Source organism: Lelliottia sp. WB101, assembly GCF_003051885.1.
Lineage (GTDB): Bacteria > Pseudomonadota > Gammaproteobacteria > Enterobacterales > Enterobacteriaceae > Enterobacter > Enterobacter nimipressuralis.
In genome coordinates this window covers 409648-429687 of sequence record NZ_CP028520.1, presented here as the reverse complement: position 1 = coordinate 429687, position 20040 = coordinate 409648, and the positions used below count along the sequence as shown (strand labels likewise).

General features: G+C 56.8%; 15 protein-coding genes. 9 read left to right on the top strand and 6 right to left on the bottom strand.

What is annotated here, in order from left to right:
* Positions 1-7 precede the first annotated feature (7 nt).
* Positions 8-1162, bottom strand: a complete 1155-nt coding sequence (locus DAI21_RS01955) for a Gfo/Idh/MocA family protein (protein WP_107702373.1) — start codon at positions 1160-1162, stop codon at positions 8-10.
* Between the two features lie 190 nt (positions 1163-1352).
* On the opposite strand from DAI21_RS01955, the gene DAI21_RS01950 reads away from it, so the two are divergent.
* Positions 1353-2411 (top strand): LacI family DNA-binding transcriptional regulator, encoded by a 1059-nt coding sequence (locus DAI21_RS01950; RefSeq protein ID WP_100777852.1) that lies wholly within the window; start codon positions 1353-1355, stop codon positions 2409-2411.
* Here the strand turns inward: DAI21_RS01950 and msrA are convergent, their stop codons facing one another.
* Positions 2412-3053, bottom strand: a complete 642-nt coding sequence (gene msrA, locus DAI21_RS01945; RefSeq protein ID WP_107702372.1) for a peptide-methionine (S)-S-oxide reductase MsrA — start codon at positions 3051-3053, stop codon at positions 2412-2414.
* A 224-nt stretch (positions 3054-3277) separates the two neighbouring features.
* Between msrA and tamA the strand changes: the two genes are divergently transcribed.
* From tamA to DAI21_RS01930, 3 genes are read left to right on the top strand one after another with little or no spacing between them, the layout of a single operon-like run.
* Positions 3278-5011, top strand: coding sequence for an autotransporter assembly complex protein TamA (tamA, locus tag DAI21_RS01940; protein WP_100777850.1), 1734 nt, complete (start codon positions 3278-3280; stop codon positions 5009-5011).
* On the top strand, positions 5008-8784 hold the full coding sequence (tamB, locus tag DAI21_RS01935) for an autotransporter assembly complex protein TamB (RefSeq protein ID WP_107702371.1): 3777 nt from the start codon (positions 5008-5010) through the stop codon (positions 8782-8784). Before tamA ends, tamB begins: the two co-directional genes overlap by 4 nt.
* 2 nt (positions 8785-8786) lie before the next feature.
* Positions 8787-9131: a gamma-glutamylcyclotransferase gene (locus DAI21_RS01930; RefSeq protein WP_095280525.1), complete on the top strand. Its 345-nt coding sequence runs from the start codon at positions 8787-8789 to the stop codon at positions 9129-9131.
* 42 nt (positions 9132-9173) lie between these two features.
* Here DAI21_RS01930 and DAI21_RS01925 read toward each other — a convergent pair whose 3' ends face one another.
* The 3 genes from DAI21_RS01925 to ppa form a co-directional block, all read right to left on the bottom strand.
* Positions 9174-11156: a TonB-dependent receptor domain-containing protein gene (locus DAI21_RS01925; protein WP_107702370.1), complete on the bottom strand. Its 1983-nt coding sequence runs from the start codon at positions 11154-11156 to the stop codon at positions 9174-9176.
* Between the two features lie 72 nt (positions 11157-11228).
* Positions 11229-12299, bottom strand: a complete 1071-nt coding sequence (locus DAI21_RS01920; protein ID WP_107702369.1) for a YncE family protein — start codon at positions 12297-12299, stop codon at positions 11229-11231.
* A gap of 185 nt (positions 12300-12484) precedes the next feature.
* A complete protein-coding gene (gene ppa, locus DAI21_RS01915) occupies positions 12485-13015 on the bottom strand; it encodes an inorganic diphosphatase (protein ID WP_064324598.1) in 531 nt (176 codons plus the stop codon).
* Between the two features lie 306 nt (positions 13016-13321).
* On the opposite strand from ppa, the gene ytfQ reads away from it, so the two are divergent.
* From ytfQ to DAI21_RS01890, 5 genes are all read left to right on the top strand, one after another.
* Positions 13322-14278: a galactofuranose ABC transporter substrate-binding protein YtfQ gene (gene ytfQ, locus DAI21_RS01910; protein ID WP_095284160.1), complete on the top strand. Its 957-nt coding sequence runs from the start codon at positions 13322-13324 to the stop codon at positions 14276-14278.
* Positions 14279-14388: 110 nt separating this feature from the next.
* Positions 14389-15891, top strand: coding sequence for a galactofuranose ABC transporter, ATP-binding protein YtfR (gene ytfR / locus DAI21_RS01905; protein ID WP_102104467.1), 1503 nt, complete (start codon positions 14389-14391; stop codon positions 15889-15891).
* A gap of 10 nt (positions 15892-15901) precedes the next feature.
* Positions 15902-16927 carry a galactofuranose ABC transporter, ATP-binding protein YtfT gene (gene ytfT / locus DAI21_RS01900; RefSeq protein ID WP_102104468.1) on the top strand — a complete coding sequence of 342 codons (1026 nt, stop codon included), beginning with the start codon at positions 15902-15904 and terminating at the stop codon, positions 16925-16927.
* A complete protein-coding gene (gene yjfF / locus DAI21_RS01895; protein ID WP_107702368.1) occupies positions 16914-17915 on the top strand; it encodes a galactofuranose ABC transporter, permease protein YjfF in 1002 nt (333 codons plus the stop codon). Before ytfT ends, yjfF begins: the two co-directional genes overlap by 14 nt.
* Positions 17916-18008: 93 nt before the next feature.
* Positions 18009-19577, top strand: coding sequence for a methyl-accepting chemotaxis protein (locus DAI21_RS01890; RefSeq protein ID WP_102104470.1), 1569 nt, complete (start codon positions 18009-18011; stop codon positions 19575-19577).
* A gap of 34 nt (positions 19578-19611) precedes the next feature.
* On the opposite strand, the gene DAI21_RS01885 is transcribed toward DAI21_RS01890, so the two are convergent.
* A complete protein-coding gene (locus DAI21_RS01885) occupies positions 19612-19905 on the bottom strand; it encodes a LysR family transcriptional regulator (RefSeq protein ID WP_100777842.1) in 294 nt (97 codons plus the stop codon).
* Positions 19906-20040: the final 135 nt, after the last annotated feature.

Genomic DNA, 20040 nt, shown 5'->3' with positions numbered 1-20040 from the left:
TCCGGTGTTACCAGGTGCCTGAGGCATCCAGGGTGCGGCTGGTGGTCTCTTTGTCCACAGAGGTGGCGATGCGCTGTTGCAGCAGGCGCAGGTACTGTTTTTCGTTGAGCGGAAGCGTGACCCAGTCGTCCGTCCAGGTTGATAAATGCATGGCGTTGGAGAGCGTCAGGCCGTTGATCCCCTCAAACCCCGGCGCAATCAGCGGCTCGCCGCGCAGCACGGCGGCGCAGAAGTTGGCGGTAATGACGTGGTGTTCGCTGCACTCCGCAGCGACCGGGATGGAAACCTCCCAGCACTCCGGCTCGCCAAAGCCGTTTTGCCAGCGGGCGTTAAAGTCGGTTTCGGATTCCCGCAGCCGCCAGTAGCGCAGTTTTCCCTCTTCGACCACCACTTTGCCGCGATCGCCGGTGATCTCCAGCCGGTTGGTTCCCGGCGTTTCGGCGACAGTGGTGATAAACACCCCGGTCGCGCCATTGGCGTATTCGGCGTAGGTGGTCACCTCGTCTTCTACTTCAATCTGACGATGTTTACCGAACTGGCAAAACGCCCGCAGCCGCACTGGCATCCCGACCAGCCACTGCCAGAGATCGAGCTGATGCGGGTCCTGGTTGAGCAGCACGCCGCCGCCTTCACCCTTCCAGGTGGCGCGCCAGCCGCCGGAGTTGTAGTAGCTCTGCGAGCGGTACCAGTTGGTGATAATCCAGTTAGAGCGGCGGATTTCGCCCAGCTCGCCGCTGTCGATCAGATCTTTCACTTTCTGATACAGCGGGTTAGGGCGCTGGTTGTACATGATGCCGAACACCACGTCGCACTCGCGTGCGCAGGCGTTCATCTCCTGCACTTGTGCGGTGTAGACGCCCGCCGGTTTCTCGCACAGGGTATGAATGCCATGGCGCATCGCCATGATGGAAAGCCGGGGGTGATCGTAGTGGGGCGTGGCGACAATGACTGCGTCGATTCGCCCGCTGGTGAGCAGATCTTCGGCCTCATGAAAGAGCGCGACGGACTCGCCGACGAGCTGCCGAATGGCGTGATGTTTCTCGGGATCGTTATCGCAGACCGCCGTCAGACAGGCATCTTTAACGACACCCGCTAACAGATAGCGCGCATGAACCGTGCCGATATTGCCGATACCAATAATGCCAAACCGTACCTTTTCCATGTCACACCTTAAGTCGTTAAAAAGAGTGATGAGGGGAAAATAGGAAAGGCGAACCGCAGCGACAATGTGTTTTTGTGAGAATACTCGCAAGGCGCATAAGTAAACACCTACGCCCGGTAAATTTGGTTTTAAAATCAACAGGCTGTTTCTGCAAATAATTGCAAAAACTGAATGCGAGCGAGGTCACACTATGCCGGGCAAGCTAAAAATGGACGAAATTGCGGCGTTGACGGGCTACTCTGTCAGCACCGTTTCCAGGGTTTTAAGCGGCAAATCCTATACCAGCGACAAGGCCCGCGAGGCCATCGTGCGCTGCGCGCGGGAACTTGGCGTGCTGGCGTCCATGGCGAGCGGGCGGCTGCTGATTAACGGCATTGCGGTGTTTGCTCCTGAACGCACCTTTCAGGGGCGTGGGGATATTTTTTATCTTGAGGTGACGAAAGGCATTGCCGAAGCCAGTGCACCCCATGATGTCTGGATCAGTTATTGCGGATTAGAAGAACAGCGTGCGGACGTAAAATTATTTCTCGAAAAAGCCGGGCATAAAAATATTAACGCGATCATTATTATCGGTACTGATGATTCCACCATCTTTAAACTCGCCACCACCCTGAATAAACCCTGCGTTTTAATTAACTCCATCGATCGGGAAATGGCGCTCGATTCCGTTTCGCCCGATCATCGCGCCATCGGGTTTACCGCCATGCGCCATCTCTTCGAGCAGGGCCACCGCCGAATTCTGACCATGACCTGCCTGCGTCGTGAGACGCTCTACGCGCGTCTTGACGGCATTAAAGAGGCGTACCGCCATTTTCACGTGCCGTTCGACCCGCAAAATGATTTGCTGGTAACCGAGTGGTTTACGGCGGAGGAGGCCGAGCGCGCCCTCGACGACTGGCTGGCCGGGCACGATAAAACCCAGTGGCCGCAGGTGATTTTCCCCAACAGCACCAGTATGACAGAAGGGGTGCTCAGGGCGTTGCAGCGTCGCGGTCTGCGCGTGCCGGAGGATATCTCTATTATCACCACCGATTTCACCTGGAATCTGCAAAACCGGCTGGATGCGCCGGTGACGGGCGTCACGGTGCCGTGTCGTGAGCTGGGGATTGAGGCGGTGCACCTGCTTCAGACGCGGCTGAACCGGCCGCAGGCGTCGGTGTTTAACCTGCTGTTGCAGGGCAAAGTGATGGATTTTGGGTCGGTCAGTAATGCCACGCGCCACGCGGCTCGCGTGGCGCTGGATCAGTAATCAGGCCAACTGCGGCGGCAGGCAGACACCAATCCCGCCGATCCCGCAGTAGCCGTACGGGTTTTTGTGCAGATACTGCTGGTGGTCATCTTCCGCGTAATAGAACGGCGTGGCGTTGGCGATTTCGGTGGTGACGTGACGCTTATCGCCCGCGGCGCTCATCGCCTCCTGGAAGCGGGTCAGGCTGGCGCGCGCGGCGGCGTCCTGCTCCGGCGTCAGCGGGTAAATGGCGGAGCGGTATTGCGTGCCGTGATCGTTACCCTGCTGCATCCCCTGGGCCGGATCGTGGTTTTCCCAGAAAACCTGCAATAATTGTTCGTAGCTGATGATCGCCGGGTCGTACACCACGCGCACGGCTTCTGCGTGGCCGGTATCACCCGAGCAGACTTCGCGATAGGTCGGATTAGGCGTGTAACCGCCGGTGTAGCCCGCCGCCGTGCTGTAGACGCCCGGCAGTTGCCAGAACAGACGCTCGACGCCCCAGAAGCAGCCCATGGCGAAGAGGGCGATCTCCATCCCGTCCGGGACGTTAGTCATTGAATGATTGTTCACAGCGTGTAAGGTAGCGACCGGCATTGGCGTATTACGTCCCGGCAGTGCATCTGCTTGAGAAACAAGATGCTTTTTGTCGAATAAACTCACGGTAGGGCCTCCGGGGCAGCGATGTTTCAGTTAAGGTTGTCATGGAGCGTTTAATTGAACACAATAAATACGCTGAATGAGTCTAGATTTAAACATAAGAAATATTAGGCCTCTCGGCCATTTTTCAACCCTCTTATTGGGTTTTGGGCTTTATGCCGTGATACGCCGCGGAGCGGTACATCAATTGCTTCCAGGGGTGGAAACAAGGATATTCAGGAGAGAACGTGCCAAAGATCCGCCAGTTTTGTTTGGTCAGTTTATTGCTGACAAGCGGGGTCGCCAGCGCGGCGAATGTCCGTTTGCAGGTTGAGGGGTTATCCGGGACGCTGGAAAAAAACGTGCGTGCACAGCTGTCAACGATTGAGAGTGACGAAGTGACGCCGGACCGGCGCTTTCGCGCGCGCGTAGATGACGCGATCCGCGAAGGGTTAAAAGCGCTGGGCTACTACGAACCCACCATTGATTTCGATTTACGTCCACCACCGGCCAAGGGCCGTCAGGTGTTAATTGCCCGCGTTTCCAAGGGCGAGCCGGTGCTGATCGGCGGCACCAACGTGGTGCTGCGCGGCGGCGCGCGCACTGACCGTGATTATCTGGATCTGCTGGGCACGCGCCCGAAAGTCGGCACCGTGCTGAATCACGGCGACTACGACCACTTCAAAAAAGAGCTTACCAGCGTCGCGCTGCGTAAGGGCTACTTCGACAGCCAGTTCAATAAAAGCCAGCTGGGCGTTGCCCTCGACCGCCGCCAGGCGTTCTGGGATATCGATTACGATAGCGGCGAACGCTACCGTTTTGGCGACGTGACCTTCGAAGGCTCGCAAATCCGCGACGAGTATCTGCAAAACCTGATCCCTTTCAAAGAGGGCGATTACTACCAGTCAAAAGATCTGGCAGAGCTGAACCGCCGCCTGTCGGCGACCGGCTGGTTTAACTCCGTGGTTGTTGCGCCGGAATTCGACAAGGCGCGCAAAACCAAAGTGTTACCGCTGCACGGGGTGGTTTCACCGCGTACCGAAAACACCATCGAAACCGGTGTCGGTTACTCAACGGACGTCGGCCCGCGCGTGAAAGCGACGTGGAAAAAGCCGTGGATGAACTCCTACGGCCACAGCCTGACCACCAGCGCCAGTATCTCCGCGCCGGAACAGCAGCTCGATTTCAGCTATAAAATGCCGCTGCTGAAGAACCCGCTGGAGCAGTACTACCTGGTGCAGGGCGGCTTTAAGCGTACCGATTTAAACGATACGGAGTCTGACTCCACCACCCTCGCATTGTCGCGCTTCTGGGACCTCTCAAGCGGCTGGCAGCGGGCGATTAATTTGCGCTGGAGTCTCGACCACTTTACCCAGGCAAACGTCACCAACACCACCATGCTGCTCTATCCGGGCGTGATGATCAGCCGTACCCGCTCGCGCGGTGGCCTGATGCCGACCTGGGGCGATTCCCAGCGTTACTCGATTGATTACTCCAATACCGCCTGGGGATCGGACGTCGATTTCTCGGTAGTACAGGCGCAAAACGTCTGGATCCGTACGTTCTATGACAAACACCGCTTTGTGACGCGCGGAAACCTCGGCTGGATTGAAACCGGCGATTTCGAACGTGTGCCGCCAGACCTGCGTTTCTTCGCGGGTGGCGACCGCAGTATTCGCGGCTACAAATACAAATCGATCTCCCCGAAAAATGACAAAGGCCAGCTGATGGGGGCCTCCAAACTGGCGACCGGCTCGCTGGAGTACCAGTACAACGTCAGCGGCAAATGGTGGGGGGCGATGTTTGTCGACGGCGGTGAAGCGGTGAGCGATATTCGCAAAAGCGATTTCAAAACCGGTGCGGGCGTAGGCGTGCGCTGGCAATCGCCGGTCGGGCCGATCAAGCTCGATTTCGCCGTTCCGGTCGGCGACAAAGACGAACACGGTTTACAGTTTTACATCGGTCTGGGGCCTGAATTATGAGTTTATGGAAGAAGATCAGCCTCGGCGTTCTGATTTTTATCGTGCTGTTGCTCGGCACGGTGGCGTTCCTGGTGGGCACTACCACTGGCTTGCATCTGCTGTTTAACGCAGCTAACCGCTGGGTGCCAGGGCTCGAGATCGGCCAGGTGACGGGCGGCTGGCGCGATCTGCGTCTGAAGAATATCCGCTACCAGCAGCCAGGCGTGGCGGTAAACGCGGGTGAGTTTCACCTTGCGGTGAAGCTCAGCTGTCTGCGCGACAGCAGCCTGTGCGTCAACGATCTGTCGTTAAAAGACGTTAACGTGGCGATAGATTCTGACAAAATGCCGAAATCTGCCCCTGTCGAGGAGGAGGACAGCGGCCCGCTGAATCTCTCCACTCCGTATCCGATTGCGCTGTACCGCGTGGCGCTCAATAACGTCAATATTAAGATCGACGACACCACCGTTTCGGTGATGGACTTCACCTCCGGCCTGCGCTGGCAGGAGAAAAACCTGACGCTGACGCCGACCTCTCTGCAGGGGCTGCTGATCGCCCTGCCGAAAGTGGCGAAAGTGGCACAGGAAGAGATCGTCGAACCGAAAATTCAGAACCCGCAGCCGGAAGAGAAACCGCTCGGCGAAACCCTGAAAGATCTCTTCTCGAAGCCGGTTCTGCCGGAGATGACCGACGTTCATCTCCCGCTCAATCTGAATATCGAAGAGTTTAAGGGTGAGCAGCTGCGCCTGACGGGCGACACGGATTTGACCGTGTTCAACATGCTGCTGAAAGTGAGCAGCATCGACGGCACCATGAAGCTCGATGCGCTGGATATTGATACCAACCAGGGGAGCGTGAACGCGACCGGGCAAGCGCTGCTGCGCGACAACTGGCCGGTGGATATCACCCTCAACAGCGCCTTGAATATCGACCCGCTCAAAGGCGAGAAGGTGAAGCTGAAAGTGGGCGGTGCGCTGCGCGAGAAGCTGGAGTTTGGCGTGAATCTCTCCGGCCCGGTAGATATGGTGTTGCGCGGGCAGACTCAGCTGGCGGAAGCGGGTTTACCGCTGAATCTTGAGGTGGTGAGCGAACAGCTTTACTGGCCATTTACCGGCGAAAAACAGTTCCAGGCCGATAAGCTGAAGCTCAAGCTGAGCGGTAAAATGACCGATTACACCCTGTCGTTCCGCACGTCGGTGAAAGGCGAAGGGTTACCGCCTGCGGACATTACCCTGGATGCGAAGGGTAACGAGCAGCAGATTAACCTCGACAAACTCTCCGTGGCGGCGCTGGAAGGCAAAACCGAACTGACGGCGCTGCTCGACTGGCAGAAAGCGATCAGCTGGCGCGGCGAGCTGAACCTCAAAGGGATCAACACCGCCAAAGAGGTGCCGGACTGGCCGTCGAAGCTCGACGGGACGATCAAAACGCGCGGCAGTCTGTACGGCGAAAGCTGGCAGATGGAGGTGCCGGAGCTCAAAATCACCGGCAACGTGAAGCAGAATAAAGTGAACGTCGAAGGCTCTCTGCGCGGGAACAGCTATCTGCAGTGGATCATCCCGAAACTGCACGTGGCGCTCGGACGCAACACCGCCGATATCAAAGGCGAGCTGGGCGTGAAAGATCTCAATCTGGATGCCACCATCGACGCGCCAAATCTCGACAATGCCCTGCCGGGCCTCGGCGGCACTGCGAAAGGCTTAGTGAAAGTGCGCGGGACCGTCGACGCGCCGCAGCTGCTGGCGGATATCACCGCCAACAATCTGCGCTGGCAGGAGTTGTCCGTCGCGCGCGTTCTGGTGAAAGGCGACGTCAAATCCACCGATCAGATCGCGGGTAATCTGAACCTGCGCGTCGAGCGGATTTCCCAGCCGGATGTGAATATCAGCCTGGTCACGCTGGACGCAAAAGGCAGCGAGAAGCAGCACGATCTCCAGCTGCGCGTGCAGGGCGAGCCGGTCTCCGGCCAGCTGCATCTGACGGGGAGTTTCGACCGCAAAGAGGAGCGCTGGAAAGGGGTTCTGGATAATACCCGGTTTAGCACGCCGGTAGGGCCACTGACGCTGTCCCGCTCCATCGCGCTGGATTACCGCAACGCCGAGCAGAAAATCAGCATCGGGCCACACTGCTGGACTAACCCGAACGCCGAACTGTGCGTGCCGCAGACCATTGATGCCGGTGCGGAAGGGCGTGCGGTGGTGAATCTGAACCGCTTCGATCTCGCGATGCTCAAGCCGTTTATGCCAGAAACTACCGACGCGAGCGGCGTCTTTAGCGGTAAAGCCGATGTGTCCTGGGACACCACCAAAGAAGGGCTGCCGCAAGGTAACGTGACCCTCTCCGGGCGCAACGTAAAAGTGACCCAGACGGTGAACGACGCGCCGCTGCCGGTGGCGTTCGAGACGCTGAACCTGACGGCGGATCTGCATAACAACCGTGCGGAGCTGGGCTGGCTGATTCGCCTGACCAACAACGGACAGTTTGACGGCCAGGTGCAGATCACCGATCCGCAGGGACGACGTAATCTGGGCGGTAACGTCAATATTCGCAATATGAACCTGGCGATGGTGAACCCGATCTTCTCCCGCGGCGAAAAAGCGGCGGGGATGCTTAGCGCCAATCTGCGTCTGGCGGGCAACGCCGAAAGCCCGCAGCTGTTTGGCCAGATGCAGCTCAACGGTGTGGATATCGACGGTAACTTTATGCCGTTTGATATGCAGCCGAGCCAGATCTCAATGAACTTCAACGGCATGAGCTCGACGCTGGCCGGGGTGGTGCGCACGCAGCAAGGGCAAATCAACCTCAGCGGTGACGCCGACTGGAGCCAGATAGATAACTGGCGCGCGCGCGTGGCGGCGAAAGGCAGCCGGGTGCGTATCACGGTGCCACCAATGGTGCGCCTCGACGTGTCGCCGGATGTGGTGTTCGAGGCGACGCCGAGCCTGTTTACCCTCGATGGCCGCGTCGATGTGCCGTGGGCGCGTATCGTGGTTCACGACGTGCCGGAAAGCGCCGTCGGCGTTTCCAGTGATGAGGTGATGCTGAATAACGATCTGAAGCCGGTCGAAACCAAAAGCGCCGCGATTCCGATTAACAGTAACCTGATCATTCACGTCGGCAACAACGTGCGTCTCGATGCGTTTGGCCTGAAGGCGCGACTGACGGGTGACCTGAAAGTGGCGCAGGATCAGCAAGGGCTGGGCCTGAACGGGCAAATTAACATTCCGGAAGGGCGTTTCCACGCCTACGGCCAGGATCTGATTGTGCGCAAAGGCGAGTTGCTGTTCTCCGGCCCGCCGGACCAGCCGCTGCTCAACATCGAAGCGATTCGTAACCCAGAGTCGACCGAAAACGATGTGATTGCCGGGGTGCGCGTCACCGGAACGGCCGACGAGCCGAAGGCGGAGATCTTCTCCGATCCGGCGATGTCGCAGCAGGAAGCGCTCTCTTATCTGCTGCGGGGGCAGGGTCTGGACAGCCAGCAGAGCGATAGTGCGGCGATGACCTCAATGTTAGTCGGCCTGGGGGTTGCACAAAGTGGTCAGGTTGTGGGTAAAATCGGCGAGACGTTTGGCGTAAGTAATCTGGCGCTGGACACCCAGGGGGTCGGTGACTCTTCGCAGGTGGTGGTCAGCGGCTATGTACTGCCGGGTCTACAGGTGAAATATGGCGTGGGGATCTTTGACTCACTGGCAACTCTCACGCTACGCTATCGGCTGATGCCTAAGCTATATCTGGAAGCGGTGTCTGGCGTAGACCAGGCGCTCGATTTGCTCTATCAGTTTGAGTTTTAGCAATGCGAATATTTGTATACGGCAGTTTACGAACCAGGCAGGGCAACAGTCACTGGATGACGAACGCTCAGTTGCTGGGAAATTACAATATCGAGAACTACCAGTTGTACAGTCTGGGCCACTATCCAGGCGCGGTTCCGGGGAACGGGACGGTACAGGGTGAAGTTTATCGTATTGATAACGCTACACTTGCCGAACTTGATGCCTTGCGCACCAGGGGCGGTGAATATGCACGCCAGTTGATCCAGACTCCGTATGGCAGTGCATGGATGTACGTGTACCAGCGTCCGGTCGATGGATTGAAACTGATTGAAAGCGGTAACTGGTTAGATAGAGACCAGTACTGATAAAAACAACGCCACCTTCGGGTGGCGTTGTTTTTGGTACCCTTAAAACTCGATGCGCGCGCCAAGATTATACCGACGCCCTTCGAGCTGCCCGTATTCTCCCCACGACGTTTCGCGTTTCGGATCCGCATCAAACAGGTTGTAAATCCCCGCCAGCAGCTGCGTATTCTTATTCAGCTTGTAGCGCGCGCCGATATCGACCAGCGTGTAAGCCTCATACTTTGTGCCGCTGTTGCTGTCACGGTTACTGCTGCGGTAGTTCGCGTTGCTCCACAGATCCAGCGACTGCGTTGCCGCCCAGTTCAGTGACAGGTTCGCCATGTGGCGCGGATAGTCGTTGAGCGCGTAGCCTTTATTCACACCAGATTTCTGCTCGCTGTGGTTGTAGGTGTAGTTCGCGTTCGCTTTCAGATCCTGAGTGATCTGCCAGTCGCCATTCAGCTCGATACCGTAAACATCCGCTTTGCTGACGTTAAAGTATTTATCGACGGAATCGGCTTTATAACCGTTCACTTCGCACTGGTTGGTGGCGGTGGTTTCGCAAATCGTCTGCTCGGAGATTTTGTCCTTAAACTGGGTGTAGAAGACGGTGCCGTCCAGCGATACGGCCTCCCCGGTCCAGTACAGGCCCGTTTCAGCGTTGAGGCTTTTCTCTGGTTTCAGATCGTCGTTACCCACGGTCAGGAACGGATACGGCGGCGTTGAACCGTGCGGCGTGACAAACTGATCGGAGGTGGCGCGCAGCTCCGGTTTTTTATAGCCAGCGGATATCCCGCCTTTCAGCGCCCAGGCGTCAGAAATCGCCCAGTTGCCGTACAGTTTTGGCGTGATGTGCGCGCCGAAGTAGCTGTCGTAATCGCCGCGCGCGGAGGTGGTCAAGGTAAAGTCGTTAATCGTCCAGCCATCTTCCGCGAACAGCGCCCAGCCGTTGCGGGTCACTTTGGTGACCGGTTCGACGCCCGGCAGCGTTTTGCCCGACTCATAGAAGTGGTCGTTCAGCTCTTCGCGCGTGAAGTTCGCGCCGACGGTGAGCTTATGGTTATCGAAGGTAAAAGTGGTTTGCGAGTTGGCGACGTAGTTTTCCGTCTGCACGTACTCCGGCGAGGTGTTATCGAGCAGGTACTTCGAGCGCCCTTTCTCGTAGTTGATGTAGTTAGTGGTGGCAATGGTGTCATCCGCATACCAGCCGGTGTGGGTGAGGGTCACGGCGTCGCGATCGAACTTCCACATCCACGGCGTACCGCGTTTTTTGGTGCGATTTTTTTCCTGCTCGCCGACAACCACATTCAGATCAAAGAGGTTATTTTCGCTGGCCTTGAGGCCCAGAGTGGCATCGACAGATTTACGGTTGTGCTTGCCGAAGTAGTTCTGGCGCTCGTCATCGCGGCGATCCAGCCCGTCGGCGGCAATGCTCAGGCCGAGTTTGTCCTGGATGAGCGGTCCCATCGCGAACAGGTTAAGCTGGCTGGTGTTGCCCAGATCTTTATGCTCCTGCAGCCAAGTATTGGCGGCGATAGCGCCGGTCCAGTCGGCCACGCCGTAGGGTTTTTTGGTGATCACGTTCACCACGCCGCCGATGGCGTCAGAGCCGTACAGAGATGACATCGGGCCGCGAATCACTTCGATGCGTTCGATGGCTTCCATTGGCGGTAAAAAGCCTGCTTCGGCACCGATATCCTGGCCGTAGGGGCGCGATTCGCTGGTGTTCTGCTTCACGCTGTTGACCATAAACGCCGTGTAGCTCGAGTCCATACCGCGCATCATGATGCTGCCGTTGGCCATATCGCTGCCGCCGTTAGAGACTGACACGCCGGGGATATTTTTAATCGCGTCGCCGATGGTCTGGTCGGGCTGAATATCCAGCGTTTTGCGATCGATACTTGAAATCGTCGCGGGCGCTTCTTTTTTCTGTTGTGAAAAGCCGGTGGCGGTGACCACCATTTCATCATCCGCCTGCGCGGGTAAAACCAGTGTGCCGGTTAACGCCACCATGCCTGTGAACGTAATAAATTGACGCGTTTTCATAGCCATAAACCCAAAAGGAAAAATAAAAAAAACACCCTGCGGTCTTACGCCGCAAGGTGTGGGGGGATGAAATCAGAGCTTATCGAGCGTGATTTTGATGACGTAATCCGGTTTCTCTTTTGCCACTTTCTCGTCTTGTTTAATGCTGGCGTACAGCACGTTACCGTCGGAGGAGAGGGCGAGGCTGTTCGGCATCGCGGTGGTCGCAATGCTGTTTTTCAGCTGGTACGTCTGGCTGTCGATAATGCTGATGAGTTTGGCGTTGCGGTGCGTGACGTAAACTTCGTGACGCTTTTCGTTATAGAGCACCGCCAGCGAGTTGGTGACGTCGATGTGCTGGAGCACCTTGCCGGTAGTGATATCCACCACCAGCACCTTCGGTAAATCCGGGTCGGTGAGGAAGGCGCGGTTGTTTTTGCTGTCGAGGGCGATATTCAGAAAGAAGTGTTTTTTCTCCGGTTCGACGCTGAACCGGCTGACGATGGTATCGCTTTGGGTATCTACAGCGATCAGTTCGTTGCGGCCATTCACCACGTACAGACGGTTTTTCTCCGCGTCCAGCGCCAGCCCGGTCGGGTACTCGCCCATATTGGTCAGCGTGTTGATGAGCTGACGCTTTTTCGTATCGACCACCCAGACGATGCCTTTCTCCACCACGCCGGTGACGTACAGGCGGTGATGTTGTTTATCGAGCACCATTTCGCGGGTGTGGGCGATATCTTTCGGGTTGCTGGTGTCGGCGAGCTGAATCACGGCCTGCTCTTTGCCGGTGCGAGTATCGATGAGGGTCACGGAGCCTTCGAGGGTATTGCCCACGTAAAGCGTCTGAGTCTCTTCGTCCAGCACGGTTGCAAACGCGCGGCGCGTGGTTTCAATGACGCCCGTGCCGGTCAGATCTTCCAGGTCCAGCTTGTAGATTTTGCCGTTGGTTTTGTCTTTATCAAAAGAGGGGGCGCTGGCGGCAAACAGCACCTTTGCCTCTCCGTCGTAGGCCAGTTCGTAGACACCGTGGCCCACGGGCTGGGTGATAAAGTCTTTCTCTGGCAGGGTGGCCGAGTAACCAGACACGCTGGTCAGCATAAAAGCAGCAGTAACCGCGAGCGCGACGGAGGCTTTGAGGGTCTTCACATTGTGTAGGGTCATTGACGTTTATTCACATTTATTTACGAAGTGAAAATGATAATGATATCTACTCTCATTATCAATTGAGTTGTGTGAACAACGGCTACCTTTTCTGGTAGGACAATAACCGGTTAATTGTTAAGGGGATATGGAATGACAGGCACAAAAAAGCCCCGACTCGCGGGGCTTAGCATTGGGCGTAAGAATTACTTCTTAGCAGCGCGCTCGAAGGATGCAACGATTTCAGCTTTCGCTGCTTCTGCGTTGTCCCAGCCGTCAACTTTAACCCATTTGCCTTTTTCGAGATCTTTGTAGTGCTCGAAGAAGTGAGTGATCTGCGCTTTCAGCAGTTCTGGCAGGTCGTTCACATCTTTAATGTGATCGTACTCTTTGCTCAGCTTGGTGTGCGGAACCGCAACCAGTTTCGCATCTTCACCGGCTTCGTCGGTCATTTTCAGAACGCCAACCGGACGGCAGCGAACCACAGAACCTGGGGCCAGTGGGTATGGCGTTGGGACCAGCACGTCTACCGGGTCACCGTCCAGAGACAGGGTGTGGTTGATGTAACCGTAGTTGCACGGGTAGAACATCGCAGTGGACATGAAACGGTCAACGAACAGCGCACCGGTGTCTTTGTCGATTTCGTATTTGATAGGATCTGCGTTGGCCGGGATTTCGATAACAACGTAGATGTCTTCCGGCAGTTCTTTACCCGCAGGGACGTTGAGTAAGCTCATGTGAGTGTCCTATATGTATGCTAAACAAGTGGCGAGTATTATAGCCAACTCGCGCCGAAAGTCTCCGCCTGTTTTCATTCTCATCCGCATCCTCGTGCCATTTTCAGACCCTTTCCATGACAGGAAAATCCATAAACTCAGCCGCATATTTAATGGGCTAATGAAAGCGATTACAAACTTGTGATTAACGTTTTATTCACTTTTCTGAAGTGTGATGTAACGCAATCCGTTACATCGCCCATTGGCTATAGTTTTTTCGCAGAACATCTTTTGACCAACAATAACCTGGGCTACGAGGGCATCATTATGTGGAAGCGCTTACTTCTTGTCACAGCAGTTTCGGCAGCCATGTCGTCTATGGCGATGGCCGCACCATTAACCGTCGGTTTTTCACAGGTTGGCTCTGAATCAGGCTGGCGAGCGGCGGAAACCAATGTCGCGAAAAGCGAAGCCCAAAAGCGCGGCATCACGCTGAAAATCGCCGATGGCCAGCAAAAACAGGAAAACCAGATTAAAGCTGTGCGCTCGTTTATCGCCCAGGGCGTAGACGCCATCTTCATCGCGCCGGTGGTGGCGACGGGCTGGGAACCGGTGCTGAAAGAAGCCAAAGACGCTGAAATTCCTGTATTCCTGCTCGACCGTTCCATTGATGTCAAAGACAAATCTCTCTATATGACCACCGTCACCGCCAACAACGTGCTCGAAGGGCAGCTGATCGGCGACTGGCTGATTAAGCAGGTGGATGGCAAGCCGTGTAACGTCGTCGAACTGCAAGGCACCGTCGGCGCGAGCGTGGCGATTGACCGTAAGAAAGGCTTTGCGGAAGCCATCGCCAAAGCGCCAAACATCAAAATCATCCGTTCTCAGTCCGGCGACTTTACCCGCAGTAAAGGTAAAGAGGTTATGGAGAGCTTCATCAAAGCGGAAAACAACGGCAAAAACATCTGCATGGTTTACGCCCATAACGACGACATGGTGATCGGCGCAATTCAGGCGATCAAAGAAGCAGGCCTGAAACCGGGCAAAGATATTCTCACCGGCTCTATCGACGGCGTACCGGATATCTACAAAGCGATGATCGACGGCGAAGCGAATGCCAGCGTCGAGCTGACGCCAAACATGGCTGGTCCGGCGTTTGATGCCCTTGAGAAATTCAAGAAAGACGGCACCAAACCTGAACAGCTGACCATCACCAAATCGACCCTCTATCTGCCAGATACGGCGAAAGAAGAGTTAGAGAAGAAGAAAAATATGGGCTACTAAGCCTTTAAGCCAGGAAAAAAGCCGGGTGGCGCTGCGCTTGCCCGGCCTACAGTACACGCTTTTGTAGGCCGGATAAGCGCAGCGTCATTCGGCTTGATGCAGGGGGAACCATGACCGTTGAACAACACCAGGAAATCCTCCGAACCGAAGGATTAAGCAAATTCTTCCCCGGCGTGAAAGCGCTGGATAACGTCGATTTCAGCCTGCGACGCGGTGAGATTATGGCGCTGCTCGGGGAAAACGGCGCCGGGAAATCAACGCTGATCAAGGCCTTAACTGGGGTATATCACGCCGATCGCGGCAGCATCTGGCTGGAAGGCAACGCCATTTCACCGAAAAATACCGCTCACGCCCAGCAGCTGGGCATCGGGACCGTATATCAGGAAGTGAACCTGCTGCCGAACATGTCGGTGGCGGATAATCTGTTTATTGGCCGTGAGCCGCGTCGGTTTGGCCTGCTGCGCCGAAAAGAGATGGAGGCGCGTGCCACCCGACTGATGGAATCCTACGGTTTCTCCCTCGACGTGCGCGAGCCGCTGAACCGCTTTTCCGTAGCGATGCAGCAGATTGTCGCCATTTGCCGGGCCATCGATCTCTCTGCCAAAGTGCTGATCCTCGATGAACCCACCGCCAGCCTCGATACCCAGGAAGTGGAAATGCTCTTCACCCTGATGCGCCAGCTGCGCGATCAGGGCGTCAGCCTGATCTTCGTTACCCACTTCCTCGATCAGGTCTATCAGGTCAGCGATCGTATTACGGTTCTGCGCAACGGCAGTTTTGTCGGCTGCCGCGACACCCGCGAGCTGCCGCAGATCGAACTGGTCAAAATGATGCTGGGTCGCGAGCTGGACACCCATGCGCTGCAACGCGCGGGCCGCACACTGCTGAGCGACAAACCCGTCGCCGCCTTCAAAGATTTCGGCAAAAAAGGGACCATCACGCCGTTCGACCTGGAAGTGCGTCCCGGCGAAATTGTCGGTCTGGCGGGCCTGCTGGGGTCCGGTCGCACCGAAACCGCCGAGGTGATCTTCGGCATCAAGCCCGCCGACAGCGGCAGCGCGACGATCAAAGGCAAACCGCAAACCCTGCGATCGCCGCATCAGGCCTCGTGCCTTGGGATCGGTTTTTGCCCGGAAGACCGGAAAACCGACGGCATCATTGCCGCGGCTTCAGTGCGCGAAAATATCGTTCTGGCGTTACAGGCGCAGCGCGGCTGGCTACGGCCCATTCCGAAGCGCGAGCAGATTGCCATCGCCGAGCGCTTTATCCGCCAGCTGGGTATTCGTACTCCCAGCCCTGAACAGCCGATTGAGTTTCTCTCCGGCGGCAATCAGCAAAAAGTGTTGCTCTCCCGCTGGCTGCTGACCAAACCGCAGTTCCTGATCCTCGATGAGCCGACGCGCGGTATCGACGTTGGCGCGCACGCGGAAATTATTCGCCTGATCGAAACGCTCTGCGCCGACGGTCTGGCGCTGCTGGTTATCTCATCCGAGCTTGAGGAGCTGGTGGGGTATGCCGATCGCGTGATTATCATGCGCGATCGCAAGCAGGTGGCAGAGATCCCGCTGGATGAACTCTCCGTTCCGGCGATCATGAATGCCATCGCGGCATAAGGAGTCAATCGTGATGTCCCGTTCTCTTCCGAAGCCTGGCGAGTCCAGGCGCCGCTTCAGCTGGCCCACCGGCACGCCGCAAATTGTGGCGCTGCTGCTGGTGCTGGTGGTGGACAGCCTCGTTGCGCCGCATTTTTTCCAGATCATTTTGCAGGATGGGCGGCTGTTCGGTAGCCCCATCGATATCCTAAACCGCGCGGCACCGGTGGCGTTGCTGGCGATCGGTATGACGCTGGTGATTGCCACCGGCGGCATCGATCTCTCTGTGGGGGCGACCATGGCCATCGCCGGCGCGACTGCCGCCTCGATGACGGTCGCCGGGCACAGTCTGCCTGTGGTGATTTTAGCGGCGCTGGGCACCGGGGTGCTGGCGGGGCTGTGGAACGGGATCCTCGTTTCGCTTCTCAAAATTCAGCCGTTCGTCGCGACCTTAATTCTGATGGTGGCCGGGCGCGGCGTGGCGCAGCTGATTACCTCCGGGCAGATCGTCACCTTTGACTCACCGTCGCTGGCGTGGATCGGCAGCGGCAAGCTGCTGCTGTTCCCGACGCCGGTGATCATTGCGCTGGTCACGCTAATCGTTTTCTGGCTGTTTACCCGCAAAACGGCGCTGGGGATGTTTATCGAAGCGGTTGGGATCAACATTCGCGCCGCGAAAAATGCGGGCGTCAGCACCCGTATGGTGGTGATGCTGACCTATGTGCTGAGCGGTGTCTGCGCGGCGATTGCCGGGATCATCGTCGCCGCCGATATTCGCGGCGCTGATGCCAACAACGCCGGGCTGTGGCTGGAGCTGGACGCTATTCTGGCGGTGGTGATTGGCGGCGGATCGCTGATGGGTGGGCGCTTTAACCTGCTGCTGTCGGTGATTGGCGCGCTGATTATCCAGGGGATGAACACCGGTATTCTGCTTTCGGGCTTCCAGCCGGAGCTGAATCAGGTGGTGAAAGCGGTGGTTGTGCTCTGCGTGCTGATTGTTCAGTCGTCGCGCTTTATTAGCATCATCAAGGGGATTCGCGGCCATGATAAAACGTAATTTACCGCTCATGATCACGCTGGGGGTCTTCGTGCTGGGCTATCTCTACTGCCTGACGCAATTCCCCGGTTTCGCCTCCACGCGCGTGATTTGCAACATTCTGACGGATAACGCCTTTCTCGGGATCATCGCTGTCGGCATGACCTTCGTGATCCTCTCCGGCGGGATCGATCTCTCCGTCGGCTCGGTGATCGCTTTTACCGGCGTGTTCCTCGCCAAAGCGATCGGTTTCTGGGGGATCTCGCCGCTGCTGGCCTTCCCGCTGGTGCTGGTGATGGGCTGCGCGTTTGGCGCGTTCATGGGACTGCTGATCGATGCCCTGAAGATCCCGGCGTTTATCATTACGCTCGCCGGGATGTTCTTCCTGCGCGGCGTGAGCTATCTGGTGTCGGAAGAGTCGATCCCGATTAACCACCCGATCTACGACACGCTCTCAAGCCTGGCGTGGAAAATCCCCGGTGGCGGGCGGCTGAGCGCGATGGGCCTGCTGATGTTAGGCGTGGTGGTGATCGGCATTTTCCTCGCCCATCGCACCCGTTTTGGTAACCAGGTGTACGCCATCGGCGGCAGCGCGATCTCGGCGAATCTGATGGGGATCTCCACCCGCAGCACGACCATTCGCATCTATATGCTCTCGACCGGGCTGGCGACGCTGGCGGGGATTGTCTTCTCCATCTACACCCAGGCGGGCTACGCGCTGGCGGGCGTGGGCGTAGAGCTGGATGCGATCGCATCGGTGGTGATTGGCGGCACGCTGTTGAGTGGCGGCGTGGGGACTGTGCTTGGGACACTGTTTGGCGTGGCGATCCAGGGGCTTATTCAGACCTACATCAACTTCGACGGCACGCTGAGCTCCTGGTGGACCAAAATCGCGATTGGCATTTTGTTGTTCATCTTTATCGCGCTGCAGCGTGGCCTGACGGTGCTGTGGGAAAACCGCCTCAGCTCGCCTGTGACGCGCGTTAGCACTACACCGCTCAACAGATAACACCCTGAATTTGCTTAAAGTGTAAACTTTTTCCGGTAGCGGTCGATAACCTTTATTTCTGTCCAGAAATATCTCGCTACCGGAAATAACATCATGCTGAAAACGCTATCGATTCGTACCGGCTTGCTTTCGTTACTGGCCGTTATGACCCTTCTGCTGCTGATTGTCAGCGGCATTGGCATTTATGCCCTCACACAGAGTTCCTCTTCTTTACAGCGCATCAATCACCTTCAGGGTGAACAGATGGTGCAGCTCAACGCGGGTTACACGCTGATTTTGCGTGCGCGCAATGAGGCGGGTCAGGCCGTTCGGCTGATGGAGATCGGCATGCTGGATGATGCCGCCAAATCCGTACAGAACATCAATCGCGAAGTTGCCCAGGCGCAAAAAACGCTGAAAGGGGTGATCGACGGCGGCATTGATAATCCGAAAGGGCAGCAACTGCTGGATAAGGTGGCGGCGAGTTTTGCCACCTATAACGCCGAAGGGATCACCCCGATGGTGGCTGCCCTTAACCAGCAAAGCGCCGATGCCTATTACGATCTGCTGGAGAACAAGCTGATTCCGGTCGCGCGCCAGTTTGATAACGATATGCAGGCGTTCCAGTCGTGGAGCGAAAAGCGCGGGAAATCGGAAGTGAAAGCGGTGCAGTCGAGTAAAAACCGGGTGATGCTGCTGATCGTGATCGCCGCGCTGCTGACCGCCGGAATCATCGTGCTGGCGTGGCTGTCCCTGCGCCATATGCTGCTCAAACCGCTTCTGGCTTCGATCGCCCAGCTTGAACATGTGGCGGCGGGCGATCTGACTCACAGCCTGAACGCGCCGACCAGTCAGGAGTTTAACCGCCTGAATGCGGCTATCGAAGAGATGCGCCAGTCGCTGATGGGCTCCGTCATGCGCGTGCGTGATGCCAGCTCGCAGATTGACACGGGCAGCAGGGAACTGACGGCAGGTAACCTGGATCTGGCCCAGCGCACGGAATCCACGGCAACCTCCCTTGAGCAAACGGCGGCCAGCATGGAAGAGATCACCGCCACCGTGAAGCAAAACGCCGATAACGCCGAGCAGGCGCATCAGCTGGCGAAACGCGTCTCGGATACCGCCGATCACGGCAGCGAAATGGTGTGCTACGTGATTGAAAAAATGCGCGATATCTCAGGCAGCTCTGCGCGCATCGCCGACATTCTGAGTGTGATTGACGGCATCGCCTTCCAGACCAATATCCTGGCGCTCAACGCCTCGGTGGAAGCGGCGCGTGCGGGCGAGCAGGGGCGTGGGTTTGCGGTGGTGGCCGGGGAAGTGCGTAATCTCGCCAGCCGCAGCGCCGACGCGGCGAAAGAGATCCGCACCCTCATCAGCGATTCGCAGACTCACGTCAGCGAAGGGAGCGAGCTGGCGCAACAGGCCGGTGAGACGATGGATGAGATTGCAACGGAAGTGCTGCGCATGACCAAACTGATGCGGGAGATCGCCAACGCGTCGCTTGAGCAGAGTCGAGGTATTGAGCAGGTGAATATTGCAGTCAATCAGATGGATGAGACAGCGCAGCAAAATGCCGCGCTGGTACAACAATCTTCCGCCGCGACGCGTTCCCTTGAAGAGCAGTCGCGCGAACTGATTGAAGCTATGTCATCGTTTAAACTGTCGGCGCAAACGGCCTGATACTAATAAACCCTGGCGTATAACGCGTCAGGGTTTACGCTTCCGCAGTATTCACCGCGCCAATATTTTCATGAATATCAGCCATTAAATTTTCCAGCGAATTTGTCAATTCTAACGCTTTTGGCGTTGGCTCAAGATATAAGCCTTTACGAATAAATAATGGCTCGTCAAAAAGTTGATTAAAACGCTTCAACGCCAGGCTGACGGCGGGGCGGGACATCTCAAGGCGCACAGAGGCTTTCGCCATGCTGCCGCATCGGACAATCTCAATAAAAACGGGAATGAGGTTTAAATCAATACCGGTGTTTGCACGAGAATAATTTTGCATCGCGTCGGGCGCTCCTCTGAATAAATAGTTAACTGTTCAGAATAATGCGCGAGAGGACGAGAAGATTAAAGCGCCATTTTTATATTCATTTATACGGTAAAATATATAAATGAAAAAAGGGGGAGCAACGCTCCC